Annotated in this window: 12 protein-coding genes and 1 tRNA gene; 9 read left to right on the plus strand and 4 right to left on the minus strand. The window is 42.5% G+C overall.

Annotation, left to right across the window (positions count from 1 at the left end):
* Positions 1 to 16: 16 nt before the first annotated feature.
* From NG798_RS18065 to rppA, 6 genes are all read left to right on the plus strand, one after another.
* On the plus strand, positions 17 to 3,286 hold the full coding sequence (locus NG798_RS18065) for a helicase-related protein (protein ID WP_261225092.1): 3,270 nt from the start codon (positions 17 to 19) through the stop codon (positions 3,284 to 3,286).
* Between the two features lie 80 nt (positions 3,287 to 3,366).
* On the plus strand, positions 3,367 to 4,227 hold the full coding sequence (locus tag NG798_RS18070) for a 3'(2'),5'-bisphosphate nucleotidase CysQ (protein ID WP_261225093.1): 861 nt from the start codon (positions 3,367 to 3,369) through the stop codon (positions 4,225 to 4,227).
* A gap of 272 nt (positions 4,228 to 4,499) precedes the next feature.
* Complete coding sequence (locus tag NG798_RS18075; RefSeq protein WP_261225094.1) at positions 4,500 to 5,183, plus strand: Crp/Fnr family transcriptional regulator; 684 nt, start codon at positions 4,500 to 4,502, stop codon at positions 5,181 to 5,183.
* A gap of 117 nt (positions 5,184 to 5,300) precedes the next feature.
* Entirely contained in the window at positions 5,301 to 7,085 is a 1,785-nt protein-coding gene (locus tag NG798_RS18080) for a M61 family metallopeptidase (RefSeq protein ID WP_261225095.1), read from the plus strand.
* A gap of 217 nt (positions 7,086 to 7,302) precedes the next feature.
* A complete protein-coding gene (locus tag NG798_RS18085; RefSeq protein WP_261225192.1) occupies positions 7,303 to 7,782 on the plus strand; it encodes a TerB family tellurite resistance protein in 480 nt (159 codons plus the stop codon).
* A gap of 76 nt (positions 7,783 to 7,858) precedes the next feature.
* The gene (gene rppA / locus NG798_RS18090; RefSeq protein ID WP_261225096.1) at positions 7,859 to 8,566 is read left to right on the plus strand and encodes a two-component system response regulator RppA; all 708 of its coding nucleotides are present in this window, start codon (positions 7,859 to 7,861) and stop codon (positions 8,564 to 8,566) included.
* Between the two features lie 124 nt (positions 8,567 to 8,690).
* On the opposite strand, the gene NG798_RS18095 is transcribed toward rppA, so the two are convergent.
* Positions 8,691 to 8,775, minus strand: a tRNA-Ser gene (locus NG798_RS18095).
* A gap of 41 nt (positions 8,776 to 8,816) precedes the next feature.
* Positions 8,817 to 9,779: a TIGR04168 family protein gene (locus tag NG798_RS18100; protein WP_261225097.1), complete on the minus strand. Its 963-nt coding sequence runs from the start codon at positions 9,777 to 9,779 to the stop codon at positions 8,817 to 8,819.
* Positions 9,780 to 9,933: 154 nt separating this feature from the next.
* Here NG798_RS18100 and nadA point away from each other — a divergent pair, with 154 nt between their 5' ends.
* Complete coding sequence (nadA, locus tag NG798_RS18105; protein WP_261225098.1) at positions 9,934 to 10,896, plus strand: quinolinate synthase NadA; 963 nt, start codon at positions 9,934 to 9,936, stop codon at positions 10,894 to 10,896.
* A 147-nt stretch (positions 10,897 to 11,043) separates the two neighbouring features.
* Complete coding sequence (gene hisG / locus NG798_RS18110; RefSeq protein WP_261225099.1) at positions 11,044 to 11,688, plus strand: ATP phosphoribosyltransferase; 645 nt, start codon at positions 11,044 to 11,046, stop codon at positions 11,686 to 11,688.
* A 2-nt stretch (positions 11,689 to 11,690) separates the two neighbouring features.
* Here the strand turns inward: hisG and NG798_RS18115 are convergent, their stop codons facing one another.
* Positions 11,691 to 12,212: a GNAT family N-acetyltransferase gene (locus NG798_RS18115; RefSeq protein ID WP_261225100.1), complete on the minus strand. Its 522-nt coding sequence runs from the start codon at positions 12,210 to 12,212 to the stop codon at positions 11,691 to 11,693.
* 104 nt (positions 12,213 to 12,316) lie between these two features.
* Here NG798_RS18115 and NG798_RS18120 point away from each other — a divergent pair, with 104 nt between their 5' ends.
* Entirely contained in the window at positions 12,317 to 14,164 is a 1,848-nt protein-coding gene (locus NG798_RS18120) for an ABC transporter ATP-binding protein (protein ID WP_261225101.1), read from the plus strand.
* A 62-nt stretch (positions 14,165 to 14,226) separates the two neighbouring features.
* On the opposite strand, the gene NG798_RS18125 is transcribed toward NG798_RS18120, so the two are convergent.
* Positions 14,227 to 16,749, minus strand: coding sequence for a PAS domain S-box protein (locus NG798_RS18125; RefSeq protein WP_261225102.1), 2,523 nt, complete (start codon positions 16,747 to 16,749; stop codon positions 14,227 to 14,229).
* Positions 16,750 to 17,217: the final 468 nt, after the last annotated feature.

Raw genomic sequence — 17,217 nt, forward strand, 5'->3', positions numbered from 1 at the left:
ACAAACAAATAAAAAAATGCCCCTCCCCGACTACATAGACAACTCGCAGCACAAACTCGAAAACCTGCTTAACATCCTCATAGAAGACGAAAAACAAGACAGCCTAGATATCGCCACCGGCTTTTTTCGCATCGAAGCCTGGTTACGCCTAGAAACCGCTATGAATCAACTTAAAAGCCTGCGGTTACTGATAGGAAGAGATCCCGCCATACGCCCCGCCGAACCGGCCAACATCGACCTCATCAAACACTTTCGCCACGACATCCAACAACAACTAGAAACCCAAGAATTCAACGCCAAATACAAACAACAAATTGACCGCATCATCACCTACCTTTTGCAAGATAATATCCACGTCCGCCTTTTTGGCGCACAGGGAAATACCCCCCAATTTCTTCACGCCAAAGCCTACATATTTGACCACTATAGCATCGTTGGTTCCAGCAACTTCACCCCCGCCGGCATTAATGGCAATACCGAGCTAAATTTGCTTAACAAAATCGCCGCTGTAGCCCACGACTTGCGATATAATTGGTTTGAAAAATTCTGGAATCACCCAAGCGTAGACCTAGACTACAAAGCCAAATTAATTGACACCTTAAACGCCTCAAAATTTGGCAGCAAAGCCTACACACCCCACCAAGTATTTCTCAAAGCACTTTACGAACTCTTCAAAGATGACACCCTCACCGCCGAAGCCGAACGCACATCTTTAGAACTTGCAAGTTTTCAACAAGAAGGCTTTGCCAGAGCAGTAAAACTCATCGAAAAACACAATGGTTGTATTGTAGCAGATGCGGTAGGACTCGGAAAAACTTTCATCGGATTACGCCTACTTGACTATTATTTAATCCGCGAAAAACGCCCCGGTAAAATTCCCCGTGCTCTTGTACTTTGTCCCGCCCAACTACGCGATTTAGTCTGGATAAAAAAACTCGATGAATTTGGCATCAAAGCCGACATTATTTCCCACGAAGAAATTAGCCGGCAAACCTTTAATATCCAAAAATATAACAACTATGACATCATCATTGTTGATGAAGCCCACAACTTCCGAAACAGCGCCACAAACCGCTATCAAAACCTCCTCAAATTAGTTAGCACCGGCAAACGAACTAAACGCCTCGCCCTCCTAACCGCCACACCCATTAATAATAGCATTTATGATATTTATCATCAAGTTTTACTACTAACTCGTGGCAATGAAACTTACTACCACGACTGGGGAATATCTAACTTAAAAACCTATTTTAAAGCCCTCGATAAAGGCGGTGTAGAAATCACAGAATTGTTAATGGAAACAATGGTAAGACGCAGCCGGCAAGACGTGATTAGAAGACAACAAGCCGGTGAGGAAATTCGCATCAATGGCAAAATCATCAAATTTCCTAAACGCCAACTCGAACAATTTACCTATAACTTTGAAGAAACTTTTAGCGGTTTATATTCTAACCTTGGCGAACTCATAGATCAACTTAATTTATCTCCCTATAACATCAAAGCCTTTAAAAAAAGCCCAGAAAAACAAGATAACAACGAAATCAAACGAAATCAAGCCTTAACCGCCTTACAAAAAACCTTATACTTCAAACGTTTTGAAAGTTCCCTCATAGCATTTAAACGCAGCATCCAAATGCAGCGAGACTTCCAAGAAAAATTTTATCAAATTCTCAGCAAAGAAAACAAACTTTTAGACAGCAAAAACTTTCGCAAGCTAATCATAGCCGCCGCTGACGAACAAGAAGAAAATACCTCTATTGATGAGATTATTAACACCCTGACAGAAGTTGACCCCAAAGACTATGATATCAACCAAATCAAAGAGCAAATTCAAGCTGATTTAACTCTTTTAAACAACATCCTTACCACCTTAAACAAAATCGAATCCTCAGCCACCGACTGCAAATTAGTAAAATTTAAAAACCTGCTTAAAACAGAATTAACAGGCCAAAAGCTTATCATATTTACCTATTTTAAAGACACCGCTGATTATCTCTATAACCAACTGATACAAGATTCCGAATTTATCAGCCAAGTTTCTACAATTGACAAAATCACCGGCGACACATCCCCCAAACAAAGGGAAGAAAAAGTTAAACGTTTTGCCCCAAAAGCCAACGCCCAAAGTGCAGAAGAGTTAAGCCAACTTCAACAAAAACCCATCGATATTTTAATTTGTACAGATGTCTTATCCGAAGGTCAAAACTTACAAGATGCCGGCATTTTAATTAACTACGATTTACACTGGAACCCCGTTAGAATGATTCAAAGGGCCGGTAGAATTGACCGTTTAGGCACAGATTACAATGAACTATTAATTTATAACTGCTTTCCTGAACAAGGCTTAGACGACTTATTAGGATTAGTAAAAAGACTGCAACAACGCATCGCCACCATTGACCGCGAAGTTGGATTAGATGGTAGCGTATTAGGGGAAATAATCTCAGAAAAATCTCTCGAAGAACTCTATAAACTCAAACACGCTGACAGCGATGCCGAAAAACAAGCCATCCTTGACGAATTAGAACAAACCGCCGAATTAGTTTCTTTAGATGAGCTCAGACTCCCCCTCTTAGAATTTCTCCAAAACGACAACAAACAAATTATCGAAGATATCCCCTTTGGTATTCATAGCACTTGGCAAAAAACAATTTATCACCCTCACCAAAATGTAACAGAAGGCGGAATTTTCCTTGCATTTCGAGCCAGAGATAGACACTTTTGGCATTTTTACCCGTGTATTGATGGCTTTATTTCTCTTGATGCCAAAAATTTAATCACAGACAAACGCATGATTTTTAATTGGCTAAAATGCAAAGCCTCGGATTTTCCCCCACCCGACACATTAAGGCCGGTGGAATTTGATTACCGCATTTTTTCGGTTTTAGAAACAGCCGTAAGCAACCTCTTAAACATCTTGCAAAAACAACAAACCGGCAAAAGCGTAAAACCGTCAATGACAAAATTACTCCAAAAAATCAACTACGCACTTATTCAACCGAATTTATTTCAACAAAACCCAATTCTGGATGAAGACGCCAAACAACGAGTATTAAAAATCCTCACTACTGTTAACTCCCGTAGCTATGAACGAGATATTAAATTAATTTGGGAAGCATTTACTAACCACAAAAACCTTAGCTTACTGCTAACAAAACTTGATGAATACTTTTTAGAAACGGGCCACTACTCAGAACTAGACGAACCAACAGAAACTAGGCCGGTGCAACAAAGCATCAAAAAACAAGACATCCAACTCATTTGTTATCAATGGTTTAAACCTTAAAAAAGCCGGTTTTGTGCTTAGTTAGCCGGTTTCTCTAACAACCCTTAATATTTATCCCCAAATCCTATAAAATAGAACCTATGAAACTTTTATCCGCTGAAAACGAAGAAAAAATTCGCCGCATCATCCGAGACGCCGGCCAGATCGCCGCCAAAATGGCGACCGAACAATTCCAAGTGTCGCAAAAAGGCCCAGGCGACTACGTTACCAGCATAGACCGCTGGCTTGACCGCTATCTTTCCAGCGCATTTAGCGAATTATTTCCCAACGATGGCATCATCACCGAAGAAAACGAACAGTCCCGCCAAGCATTCCACGCCGAATATAACCGCTTGTGGTTTATTGATCCCCTCGACGGCACCGAAGACTTCATCAAAGGCGAACCCCACTACTCTTTAATGGTAGGATTACTCTGCTCTGATCAACCCCAAGCCGGTTGGATTTATTCACCATCTCAAGACAAACTTTATTATGGGGGTAACGACTGGGGATTATTTGTTTCCACCGGCACCCAAACACCCGAAAACTTGCCCGTCAAACAACCACCACCCCCCTCAAAATCATTTTGTCCTCTCATTATTGGCACCAAAGATGAGCAAAACTTTGGCCAAGCGATCTTGCAACTTATCCCCGAAGCTCAATTTTACTCTCTGGGAAGTTTTGGCCTCAAAGTATTAGAAGTTATCCAAGGACGCGCCGGCATTTATGTTTATTTCAACGGTCGCGTTAAACTGTGGGATACCACCGGCCCCCTCGCTCTTGCTCAGACTGCCGGTTTGACTTGTTGCGACTTGCAAGGCCGGCCTCTCAGCTTTCACCCCAAAGCCATCCATCCTGATACATTGATTCATAACCAATCAATTATCATAGGCTGGCCGGACTATGTAGAAGCCTTGTTACCAAAGCTGCAAACAGCTATTCTTCATACATCCAAGGCTTAAAAACCCTCTCAACTCAACGGAACTTTTAAATAACTTTGTAGCAATGAAGCCCAACCATCACTATATAACTATCTAGCATATAAAGCGAAAGAACTCTGCTAAGAGCAAGTAAAAAGTCGGTGTTGTAGCCGGTAGCAGAGATAAATTTTTGTATCAAAAACTAAGAGACAAAGTTAAATTTACCGATCACAAAGGTAACGGCAACACTATCATCAATAAAAGAGGGAACTGTGACAGCCCCTCCTACAGAATTATTACCTTAACGCGCCCTCATGCAAACAGAAGCTTTTAGAGAGCTTTTCCCCCTTTTTAGCTCAGCAAACCCAGAAACCCTAGAGTGGTTATTAGCAGTTTCCGATCAACACGAGTATCCCTCAAACCGAGCCGTGTTGATGGAGGATGCTTGGGGAAATGCGGTTTATTTTTTGGTATCTGGATGGGTGAAAGTCCGTCGGCTATCAGGCGACAATGTTTTTACCTTGGCTATTTTGGGACGCGGTGATTTTTTTGGAGAAATGGCAATTCTCGATGAGTCCCCCCGTTCTACTGATGTTATCGCACTCTCGCCGGTGCAACTGCTCAGCGTTTCCGCACAAAGGTTCATCCAAACCTTGTTTAAAGATTCCCAGTTGCATCATCGAATGTTGCAATTAATGGTGAGACGTTTGCGCCAAACAAACTTTCGTTTTCAACTGCAAAACCGGCCCCCCGCAGTCAAACTAGCCAACACCTTAGTCACCCTAGCCCAAAACTACGGTCAAGCAACCGAAAAGGGTACAATAATTTATAACATCCCCTTTAAAGACTTAGCAGATTTGACAGATATTAGTACCGAAGATACGAGGAAAATTATGCAAAAACTCCACGAAAAAGGCTGGCTAAAAATTGACGCAACCAAGCAACTTATGTACTTAACTAATCTCAAGCATTTAACGCATTTAGCTGGACATCAATAGGTATTTTTGAAGGAGGAAGAGGAGAAAGATTTAATTAATTTTTAATTCCCAACTTCCACCTTTCAATTTTCAATTTTCCACTTTCCACTTTCAATTACCAACTACCAATTACCAACCATGACAGAAGCAACTCAAATTTCACCCACGCGGATCGCCCAAACAACACCGGCCATACATTATTTCGTGGCCATGTCTCAGCCAGAAACCCATTTATTTGAAATAACCCTGGAAATAACTGGCTGGAAAAAGCCGATTTTAGATTTAAAAATGCCGGTGTGGACACCAGGCTCTTATTTAGTGCGAGAATATAGCAAACACCTGCAAAACTTCACCGCACAAACAAGCAATGAAACCCCCCTAGAAGCCCAAAAAATCAGTAAAAATCACTGGCAAATTCAAACCAGCGGCACATCAGAAATCACCATCAAATATTGGATCTATGCCAACGAATTAAGCGTTCGTACCAACCACCTCGATCATACACACGGATACTTTAACGGTGCCGCCTTATTTTTCTATATTCCGGGGTTAGAAAAACACCCCCTCCGCGTCACAATTCAACCGCCGCAAAATTGGCAAGTCACCACCGCTTTACCACCAATTGCCGGTCAGCAAAACACCTTTCTTTTCCCCGACTTTGATACCCTCGTAGACACTCCCTTTGAAATTGGAACCCATCGCTGCTATACCTTTGAAGTCTTAGGAAAACCTCACGAATTAGCCATTTGGGGACAAGGCAACGACAACCCAGAAAAAATTATTGACCATACCGCAAAAATCATCCGCTTTGAAGCAGAAATGTTTGGCGGTTTGCCCTACGAACGCTATCTCTTTTTGCTGCATCTTTCGGCAAGCGGTTTTGGCGGTTTAGAACACAAAGATAGCTGCACTTTAAACTATAACCGGTTTGGATTTCGCGCCAAAGATAAATACGAACGTTTCATGCAATTAGTAGCCCATGAATTTTTCCATTTGTGGAACGTGAAACGTATTCGTCCCAAAGCTTTAGAAGTCTTTGATTACGAAAACGAAAATTACACAACTTCTTTGTGGTTTTCGGAAGGAACAACAAGTTTTTATGATTTGATTATTCCGTTTCGGGCCGGTATTTATGATGCCAAAACTTATTTAGAAAACCTCAGCAAAGAAATTACCCGCCTGCAAACAACCCCCGGACGAAACGTACAACCGGCCTCCGAATCAAGTTTTGATGCTTGGATTAAACTTTATCGACCCGATGCTAATACCAACAACTCGCAAATTTCCTATTATTTAAAAGGGGAAATGGTATCGTTGTTGCTAGACTTACTAATTCGCAACCGGCACAACAACAGCCGCAGCCTTGATGATGTAATGCGCCTGATGTGGGAAAACTTTGGAAAAGCCGAAATAGGGTTTACACCGGCCCAATTAAAAGAAACCATTGAAACTGTCGCAAATACCGATTTAAGCGATTTCTTTAAACGCTACGTTGATGGTACCGAAGAATTGCCCTTTGATGAATATTTGCAATTTTTTGGGCTGAAATTAATTAGCGGTGAAAATAACGCTTTAGTCCCCTTTACAGGATTGACAGTTAAGGCAGAAAATGGTAAAGAAATGATCAAATTTGTCGAAGCCAATTCACCGGCCCAAAAAGCAAGTATCAATCCGGGGGATGAACTTTTAGCCATCAACCAAATCCGAGTAACCGCAGAAACTTTAAACGACCGTTTAAAAGACTATCAACCAGGAGATAGCATTGAAATAACAGTGTTTCATCAAGATGAATTACGAACAGTGCCAGTGATTTTAGCATTACCGCGTCCTTCACGTTTTACTGTTGTGCCGGTGGAAAATCCAACGCCAGAACAGGAAACAAAATTTGCCGGTTGGCTAGGAATTCCTTTGTCAAAACTGTAAAACATTGTTTTGAGAGTCAAAAAACCTAACCCCCTACCTGAGAAGGCAAGGGGGAAGACTCTTTTTTAGCTCACAGTTTGGGGAAGATGAAAACCTAACAATTTTTTAATTTAATTTTGGCGGCTATAACTTAAAACAAAGATAAAATCAAAAAATAACCGCCTTCGGTGGTTTTAAAAAGCGAAAATCCCAAATAGCAAATCCAAAATCCTATATGATTCAACCACCCCCACCCCCATCTATTACCCCCCATCAAATGAATTTGTTACGAGTTGTAACATCTATGGCTTGGGCTGATGGCGAACTAGCTCAAGAAGAAGTTGATTTAATGCTCGACCGGCTCAGTGGGTTATTTGCCAAAGAATCGACTCAAAAAGAAGCCCTCAGCCAAGAATTGCGGGATTATTTAATGCAGAATATCCCCCCAGAAGAATCGATAGCAAAATTAGTAAGCCAAGAAGAAAAAGAACTGGTTTTGCAGTTAGGCTATGAAGTAATTGCCGCTTCTGCACGCACACCAGACGAACCAAAGATTAACGCGGAAGAAGCCGAAGCTTATAAAAAACTGGTGAAACTGTTAAACTTGCCAGAAGAAGCCGTGAAACGAGTTGAAAAACAAGGAAAAGCCGGGGAAAATTCAGACACCAGCCTGGTTGATAAATTAACTGAAAAAATGGAGAAATTTATGGGAGGTTAAGACTGTTTGGTGGGCAAAGCCCACCAAGATTTTTTTATATTATAAATTTAACTTTATTGACGCAAATTATAAACTAATGAAAATTTTATTAGTAGATGATGAAGTAGAATTAACCGAGCCTGTGAGTCGAGTTTTGAAACGAGAAGGCTATCAGGTTGATGTTGCGTATGATGGAGAAAAAGGCAGTGAATTAGCGGCAAAAACCGAGTATAATTTATTGATTTTAGATTGGATGCTGCCTAAACAAACCGGGCTAGAAGTTTGCCAAAAATTACGAGCCGAAGGGCGCTTAACGCCGGTGTTATTTTTAACAGCAAAAGATACAATTGATGACCGAGTGCGGGGTTTAGATGCGGGGGCTGATGATTATTTAGTAAAACCGTTTGAATTGCGGGAATTATTAGCAAGAGTTCGGGCTTTGTTGCGGCGGGGGATGGTGTTAGAGTCGGGGATTTTAACGGAGACAGAAAAGCCGGTGTTGTTGCGGGTGGGAGATTTGGAATTAGATACAGAAAATAAATTAGCGTATCGTCAAGGCCGGTTAATTCAACTGTCAGAAAAAGAAAGTCAATTACTCGAATATTTAATGCGCCACCCCGGACAATTATTATCACATACGCAAATTTATAAGCATTTGTGGGGAACCGATGAAGAACCGCCTAGCAGTAATGTTTTAGCTGCACAAATACGACTTTTGCGGCGCAAAATTGAAGCCGAAGGCGATGCGCCTTTGATTCATAGTGTGTATGGTAAAGGTTATCGCTTTGCCGGTGTGGGGGAATAAGGGTAGCAACCGCAGGTGTCCCAGTGGCGCAGGCGTCTCGCCTGCGATGAGCGATCACCGGCCCCCACAAAGCGGGAAAACTACAGAGGGATTGCCCCTACAAGATGATTATTATGTTTTAAAACGGAGAGGGTGGGATTTGAACCCACGGAACCTTTCGGTTCACTCGGTTTCAAGCCGAGCGCATTCGACCACTCTGCCACCTCTCCACCGGCGCACAGTATCATCATAACCGGCACCTGCCATTTTGTTAATAGCTTTCACCAAAACCGGCCCCTACCACAGCACCGCTACCCCCATAAAGCACCTCCGACGACACCACCCCCAAATTATCCGCCACCCAAACCAGCGTAATTTCTGCAACCACACCCCCACACAGCGTCACTATCGAAAAATTCCGCCGGCACTCTGTCTGAGTTTTGATAATACGCGGAACTCTAGCAGCATTCAAATACACCGTCCCCAACTGATCCAGATGAGTTGCTCGCCGCAACCGCACTCCTGTATGACGCAAGTTGTGGTGCATATGACCAAAAGCCACCAAGCAAACCTGTTTTCCCATCGCTTGCGTTTCCATGATCGCTTCTTGAAAATCTGGATCGCCATAGTCGCCACCGATGGGTTTCCAATCTTTCCCACAGGGATCTTCTGGTAAATCTCCCAGGCCGGTTGGCCCATTATGTCCCAAAAAAATCACCGTTTCATAGCTTGTCCGCCGAGCCGCCGCCACAATTCGACGAGCCGAAGTTTCAAAACCACTGACTCCAAACCGGCGATAAAAATCTGCATATTTCCACACCGGCCCGCCCCAACTAAAAGGCCGGCTACCCACCACACTCAACCCTAGTTTGGGGAAATCTAACTTGCCATAACCGACATGAGTATCTCCCAACAAATCTAACTGTTCTTGCAGCCAGTCTTCAGTTTCCCGGTTATAAGGACACTTGCTGCGCCCCCAATCAGTCGCCGTGTACCAGCCATCGTGATTTCCCAAAATCACAGCCTTCGGGATATCTAAACCGGCAATTTGTCGCACCACCGGCACCGACTCATTACCCAAATCTCCCACAAACAAAACCAAATCTACACCCAGTTGCTTGAGAGCCAAGCCGTCGGCCTCTTCCCATTGATCATGGACATCGCCAACAACCGCTACTTTAATCAAATTTTCCTTACTATTCTCAGTGATAATCATGCCCACTATCCTTTCCATCTTTCTCCAGCATAGGAGGCTCTGGGCCGGTTGTGGTAGGAATTTGCGATGGCTGCGGGGGTAGGACACACAGCACCCCCTGACATTTTTGGTAAAAACTACTATAATTTTTTCTACCCATACAGTTTATCCCCGATTCAGGAAAGGCTGACCTGTGTTTACGACTACCTTAAAACCCCGCCCAACCAACCGCACCCATGATTTGTTTTCGGCGATTAATGAACTTAAAAAGAAATTAAACGCTGTTGTTCTAGCGCATTATTACCAAGACGGCGATATTCAAGATATAGCTGACTATATCGGCGATTCTCTTGAACTATCTCGCAAAGCCGCCACAACCAGCGCGGATGTGATCGTATTTGCGGGCGTCCACTTTATGGCGGAAACTGCCAAAATTCTCAACCCAGATAAATTGGTACTTTTACCAGATTTAGATGCCGGTTGCTCATTGGCGGATAGCTGTCCCCCCGATCAGTTTGCTGCTTTTAAAGCGGCTCACCCCGGTCATTTGGTGGTCTCTTATATCAATTGTTCTGCCGAAATTAAAGCCCTCAGCGATATCATTTGCACGAGTTCCAATGCAGTCAAAATTATTAACCAAATCCCAGAAACTCAACCAATAATTTTTGCACCAGACCGCAATTTAGGCCGCTATGTAAGTGAACAAACCGGCAGAAATCTTGTGCTGTGGCAAGGTAGCTGTATGGTTCACGAAAACTTCTCGGAAAAGAAACTTGTCGAGCTAAAAATTCAACACCCCACAGCCGAAATAATTGCTCACCCAGAATGCGAACCGGCGGTTTTACGCCATGCTGATTTTATTGGCTCAACGAGTGCATTGCTAAACTATACCCAAAATAGCAGCAATCAAAAATTTATTGTGGCAACAGAACCGGGAATTATTCACCAAATGCAAAAGCGAGTGCCAAATAAAATTTTTATTCCTGCACCGCCGGTGAATAATTGTGCTTGCAATGAATGCCCGCACATGAGGCTAAATACCCTGGAAAAACTCTATCTAGCTATGGAAAATCGCGCCCCCGAAATTACCATGTCTGAAGAAATTCGGGTGGCGGCGCTTAAACCAATTCAGCGGATGTTGGAAATGAGCATTTAGGGTCAAAACAGCCGTTTTTTTAAGGCAGAGTAACACAAAGGAAATTCCCCGCTGCGTTACTCTGCGGAATTTTTTGCGATCTCTAGGTTGGAAAAAAAGCCGGTGCTGGTATAATTAGGGCCGGCCTGATTATTTGCTTAAATTTTTATGCTTACTGTTGCACTGCCAAAAGGCGCTCTGCTAAAAGATTGTATTAAATTGTTCCAATCTGTAGGGCTTGATTTTAGTGCCTTTTTGGATTCGTCAAACCGGCAATTACAAATTACTGACCCTACCAATACGGCGCAAGCGCTTTTGGTTCGCACCCATGATGTGCCGGTTTATGTGGAATATGGGCAGGCTCAACTTGGTGTGGCCGGCTATGATGTGCTGAGAGAGAAGAACCCAAAGGTCGCTCATTTAGTGGATTTGGGGTTTGGCCGGTGTCGGATGTCGGTAGCGGTGAAGGAGTCGAGCCCCTATCAGCGGGCGGTGGAATTGCCGGCTCATGGGCGAGTTGCTTCTAAGTTTGTTAATTGTGCGCGAGAGTATTTTGATAGTTTAGATTTGCCGGTGGAAATTGTGCCGCTTTATGGTTCGGTAGAGTTGGGCCCGATTACAGGAATGTCTGAGGCGATTGTGGATTTGGTATCAACAGGCCGCACTCTCAAAGAAAATGGTTTAGTTGAAATTGAGGTACTTTATGAAAGTACGGCTCGTTTAATTGCTCATCCTTTAAGTTATCGTCTTAATTCTGATAATTTGGATGAGATTATTTCTCAGATTAGAAATACGAGTTTGGCGGCGATTTAGGGTTATATGTTTGGATATTTTTCTTGAAATTTGGCACGAGAAAGGGCATAATAAACAACATTTGTGTTATAATAAAAGGCTTCTTTCTCGTATTTCATGCCGAGTTTTTCCATGACGTGCCGGGAGGCGGTGTTTTCGGGGTGGGTGATAGCAACAACTCGCTCAAGGTTCACAATTTCAAAGCCATATTTTAAACAGGCTAAACCGGCTTCGGTTGCATACCCTTGGCCCCAAAATTCTTTAAAAAAAGTGTAGCCAAGTTCAACTTCTGGGGTGTTATCGAGATAAATTAACCCACACCGGCCTAACAATTGCTGATCGCTTTTACGAATAACTGCCCAGAAACTAAAACCATGTTGGCAGTGGTCGATCATTTGCGATAATCTTTGTTCTGTTGCTTGACGGGTTCTGACTCCACCCATATAGTGCATGACGTCTGGATCGTTGAATAATCGATAAAGTTCTTCTATGTCTTGGGGGGTAAATTTTCGCAAAACTAAGCGCTGGGTTTGTATCTGGTTCATAATCACAGGGTATTGGTGAAATTTTATAATCTAAACTCTATTATCGTAGGGTGGGCTATGCTCACCGGCCTTTTAATATTGGCGAAAGCCCAACATACTCATCAATGACTGCAATTTCTCCAGAGCCTAAAACAACGCGCCAGCGTGAAAATGACTGGCGACTTTTCCTGAAGTTAGTTCCCTATGCTCGCCGTAGTGGCAAGCTGTTGGCAGTTTCTATTTTGTTGTTGATACCGCTTTCGATAGCCGGTGCAATTCAGCCGGTGGTGATTGGACAAGCTATCTCTCGCATTCGTTCGGAAGCGGGTACCTATGAATTTTTGATGAACCGGTCTGTCGGGGAGGCTTTAAATTTTTTAGCCGGTTTGTTGTTTTTAACAGTGGCTATTCGGTTAGGTTTAGAGTCTACCCAAAGTTTTTTAGTGCAGAAAGTTGGTCAGCGCATTACTGCGGATATTCGCAATGATTTATTTGATCATGTTACGTCGTTGGCGGTGCGTTTTTTTGATAGAACTCCTGTGGGCCGGTTGATTACTCGCCTGACAAGTGATGTGGAAGCTTTGGGAGAAGTTTTTTCTACCGGCGCTATTGGTATTGTCAGCGATTTATTCTCGATAGTGGTGATTTTAATTACCATGTTTTTGCTGAAATGGCAACTGGCATTAATGCTTTTATTAATGTTGGTGCCGGTGGCGGCGGTGGTGATTTATTTTCAGCAACAATACCGCAAGGCTAATTATGAGGCGCGAGAAGAACTTTCCGCCTTGAATTCTAATTTGCAAGAAAATATCACCGGCATTGGTGTTGTGCAATTGTTCCGCCGCGAGAATTTTAATTCCGAATTGTTCCGCACGATTAACCAACGCTATATCGAAGAAGTTGATAAAACAATTTTCCACGATTCTGCTGTTTCGGCAACTTTGGAATGGATTGCTTTAGTGGCAATTGGGGGGGTTTTGTGGTTAGGTGGCGGGGCGGTTTTGCAGGGAGATATGGATTTTGGCAAGTTATCTTCTTTTATTTTGTTTGCTCAACGATTGTTTGACCCTTTGCGACAATTTGCTGAGAAATTTACGGCCCTGCAAGCCGGTTTTACTGCCGTTGAAAGAATTAGCGATTTGTTAAATGAGCCGGTGGAAATCCGAGATCCAGAAGTTTCTAAGAATGAGAAAAAGCAGAGTCTCTTGTTAGATTCTGTGGCTGAGGCTGGGAACGAGGGGAAAGGGGAGATTATTTTTGAGGATGTCTGGTTTGCCTACAAAAATGATGATTATGTGATTCAAGGTTTGAGTTTTAAAATTAAACCAGGCGAAAAAATTGCTTTGGTTGGGCCCACCGGCGCGGGGAAAAGTTCAATTATTCGTTTATTGTGCCGGCTTTATGAACCGACAAAAGGGCGAATTTTAATTGATGGCGTTGATATTCGCCAAATGCGACAAGCGGAATTACGCCGGCATCTAAGCGTTATTTTGCAAGATGGATTTTTGTTTGTTGGTGATGTGAAAAGTAATATCACTTTAGGCGATGATTATTCTTTGGAAGAAATTAAAGAAGCGGCTGAAAGCACAAATGTAGCGAGTTTTATTGAACAGTTACCCCAAGGTTATGATACTTCTTTGCGAGAACGGGGAACGAATTTGTCGGGGGGACAAAAACAATTGCTGGCGTTTGCGAGGGCGGCGATTCGCAATTCTCAAATTTTAGTTTTGGATGAAGCAACTGCAAGTTTAGATGTGGGAACAGAGGCTTTAATTCAAGATGCTTTAGACCGGCTTTTGGTTGGACGGACAGCGATTATTATTGCTCACCGGCTTTCGACGATTAGAAATGTTGACCGCATTTTTGTTTTAAAACGTGGGCAACTTATTGAGTCGGGTAGCCATGAAGAATTGCTGCAACAAGAAGGGCTTTATGCGAGTTTCTATAAGTTGCAAATGTTGGGGACTCGCTAAGCGGAAAACTCTTCCCAGTGACACCGGCACCATTGGGAAGGTTTTATGCCGGGATTCGCCAATTACTGCTTTTGTTGCAGCGGAATTTTGATAATAAATTCGGCACCTTTTCCTGGGGATGAAATACAGCGGATATTGCCTTTGTGTTTTTCGACAACAATTTGATAGCTGATGGCTAATCCTAAGCCTGTTCCTTTGCCCACCGGCTTTGTGGTAAAAAATGGGTCAAATAACCTCGTTCGCACGCCTTCAGGCATTCCGCTACCATTATCTGCAATGCGAATCACGGCACAATCTAAAGCGGAACAAAGTTTAGTTTCTATAGTTATAATTCGCGGTTTTGGCTGATTTTCAATTGCATCAATTGCATTGGTAATCAAGTTCATAAACACTTGGTTGAGGGAGCCGGCGTAACATTCCACTTCCGGCAATTTACCATAATTTTTAATAACTTGAATTTCGGGATTTCCTGCTGTCTCTTTGAGCCGGTTTTGCAAAATCATTAGGGTGTTATCTATGCCTTCGTGAAGGTTAACCGGCTTCATTTCTGCTTCATCTAGGCGCGAAAAATTCCGCAAACTCAGAACAATTTCTTTAATTCTTTGAGCGCCCATTCTCATAGAAGCAAGCAGTTTGGGTAAATCTTCCATGACAAAATCTACATCGATTTGGTCGGCAAATTTTTCTATTTCTGTAGTTGGTTTGGGATAGTTTTTTTGATAAAGTTCTATCAGCGTTAGCAATTCTTGAATATAATCTGAGGCCGGTTGAATATTGCCATAAATAAAGCTAACGGGGTTATTAATTTCGTGGGCTACACCGGCCACCAACTGACCAAGAGATGACATTTTTTCGCTTTGAATTAATTGGGTTTGGGTTTGTTGGAGTTGGCGCAATGTTTGCTCAAGTTGTTGAGTTTGTAGGCGCAGTTGTGCTTCTGAGTTGCGTAATTCTTCTTCGGCTTGTTTGCGGTCGTCAATATCGACGCAGACGCCCACCCATTCACGGATGCTACCATCTTCTGCCACCACCGGCACCCCACGAACGCTGAAAAATCGGTAAGTACCATCAGCGGCGCGGATACGATACTCGATGTCAAAAAGAGTTTTGTTGCGAACGGCCTCTGCCCAAACGAGGGCAGTGCGCTCGCGGTCGTCTGGGTGGACAGCATTTAACCAGCCCAGTCCGCGCAGTTCTTCAAGGGTTTGGCCGGTGTAGGTTCGCCAAGCAGGGATATCAATGGTTTGTCCATTAGCATCAGTTATCCACACCATTTGTGAAGTAGCTTGCACGAGAGAGCGATAGCGTTCTTCACTTTCTTGGATGGTTTTTTCTGCCTGTTTACTATCAGTAATATCCCGACAAATACCGATTAAACCGATAATATTTCCGTTGGCATCTAGCCAGGGATATTTTCTTGTTTGTATGGTTCGTAGTATTTGGTTATCAGGAATATTTTCTTCATAAACAAGCAATTTGCCGGCGTTGATTACAGTTTCATCGCCTTGAATAATTTGTTGAGCAATGGGGGCTGGCCACAATTGGTTGTCGTGTTTGCCAACAATTTCAGAGAGGGGTTTTTTTAGCCAGTTAGCGACAGCCAAATTTCCCAGCACATAGCGTCCTTGAGTATCTTTGACAAATACTACATCAGGGGTAGTATCAATCACCGAACGCAAAATAAGATGGTTTTTTGAAAGTTCTTCTTCGGTGCGCTTGCGCTCTGTAATATCTTCTATTAAGCACAGCAAATATTGGGCTTCACCGGCTTCGTTGTAAATGGGTACTTTTTTGGTGTGAAGAATTCTTAAACCTTTGTGTGAGGTTTGCATGGTTTCTTCGGGAATGTCTATGAGTTGGTTGTGGGCAAGGGCTTCTCGGTCTTTGCCTGTAAAAAATTCCGCTTCTTCGCGGCTAAACAAATCAAAATCTGTTTTTCCTTTGACTTGTTGTTCGCTAACACCGCTGATTTCTTCTAGAGCTTTGTTCCAAAACGAAATACTCAAGTCTTTTGCTTCTTTGAGACAAACACCGATAGGCATATTTTCTAAAATTGAATTGAGCAAAATTTGCGTTTTTTTTAATTTTTGATCCGCTTGTTTTCGCTCGGCAATTTCGGTTTTTAAACGCTCAATCATGTTTTTTAATTCCGCGTTGCGCTGTTCCACATCAGTCATATCTTGAACCAGGGCAACTAAAGTATATTTTTTACCTTGGTGGATAAGCTGCCAGCGAATTTTTACGGGATAAATGCTGCCATCTGCTCGCCGCTGTTGTGTTTGAAGTTCAATTTTTTCTTGGGGATTTTTCTGTAAAAAATCAATTATTTGCCGAAAGTATTTTTCATCGAGTTCGGGCTGCATAGCAAAAAGTGTCATGTTCCGCATTTGCTCGCAAGAATAACCCAAATTGCGTAGGGCTTCGGCGCTGGCATAATTGCAACAAAGGGTTTCCGTATCAAAAAGATATAATTCGCTTAATTCGGCTTCAATTAAATTGAGTAATTGCAAGCGCTTACCTTTGAGAATTTTCTCGTGTTTACTATCAAATTTTAGGTTACTTGTTTTTGGGGATTGGCTGGTCATTTTAGTATTTTCCGTATTTTTTAAGGGACAGCATCCGCAACTTTGTTATGTGGGTAGCGGTGCCGTTGCCTGCATTTTATAGATTTAACCGGCTATCTTATGAGGGCAACCTTAAAAGCTGACCCTGTTTAAAAGTTTTTTCCAACTTGCCAAAGTTGGGTACTTTTCGCAGATAAGAATACCACAAAAAGTGCTGTCTCACTTCTTCTAGTTATTGGTAAGTTAGCCGATTAAATGGCTGTTTTTTATCTTAGGTTATAAAATAATCTTTTTTGACGAAAAAAGTTAAAGATTAGTAATTTTTTTCTAAAGTTTGTGTAAAAAAGCAAGTTTCCTTATAAAAATCGCTTGTTTTTATGAGTGTAGAGACACTTAAACCCAAGCTGATGTTTATGGAAAAGTCAATTCTAAGCAGGGGATCGAGTTGACCCTTAACAAAGTAGATTATCTATGGGAAGAAGGGCAAGG

Origin of the sequence: Ancylothrix sp. D3o (genome assembly GCF_025370775.1) — a bacterium.
Taxonomy (GTDB): domain Bacteria; phylum Cyanobacteriota; class Cyanobacteriia; order Cyanobacteriales; family Oscillatoriaceae; genus Ancylothrix.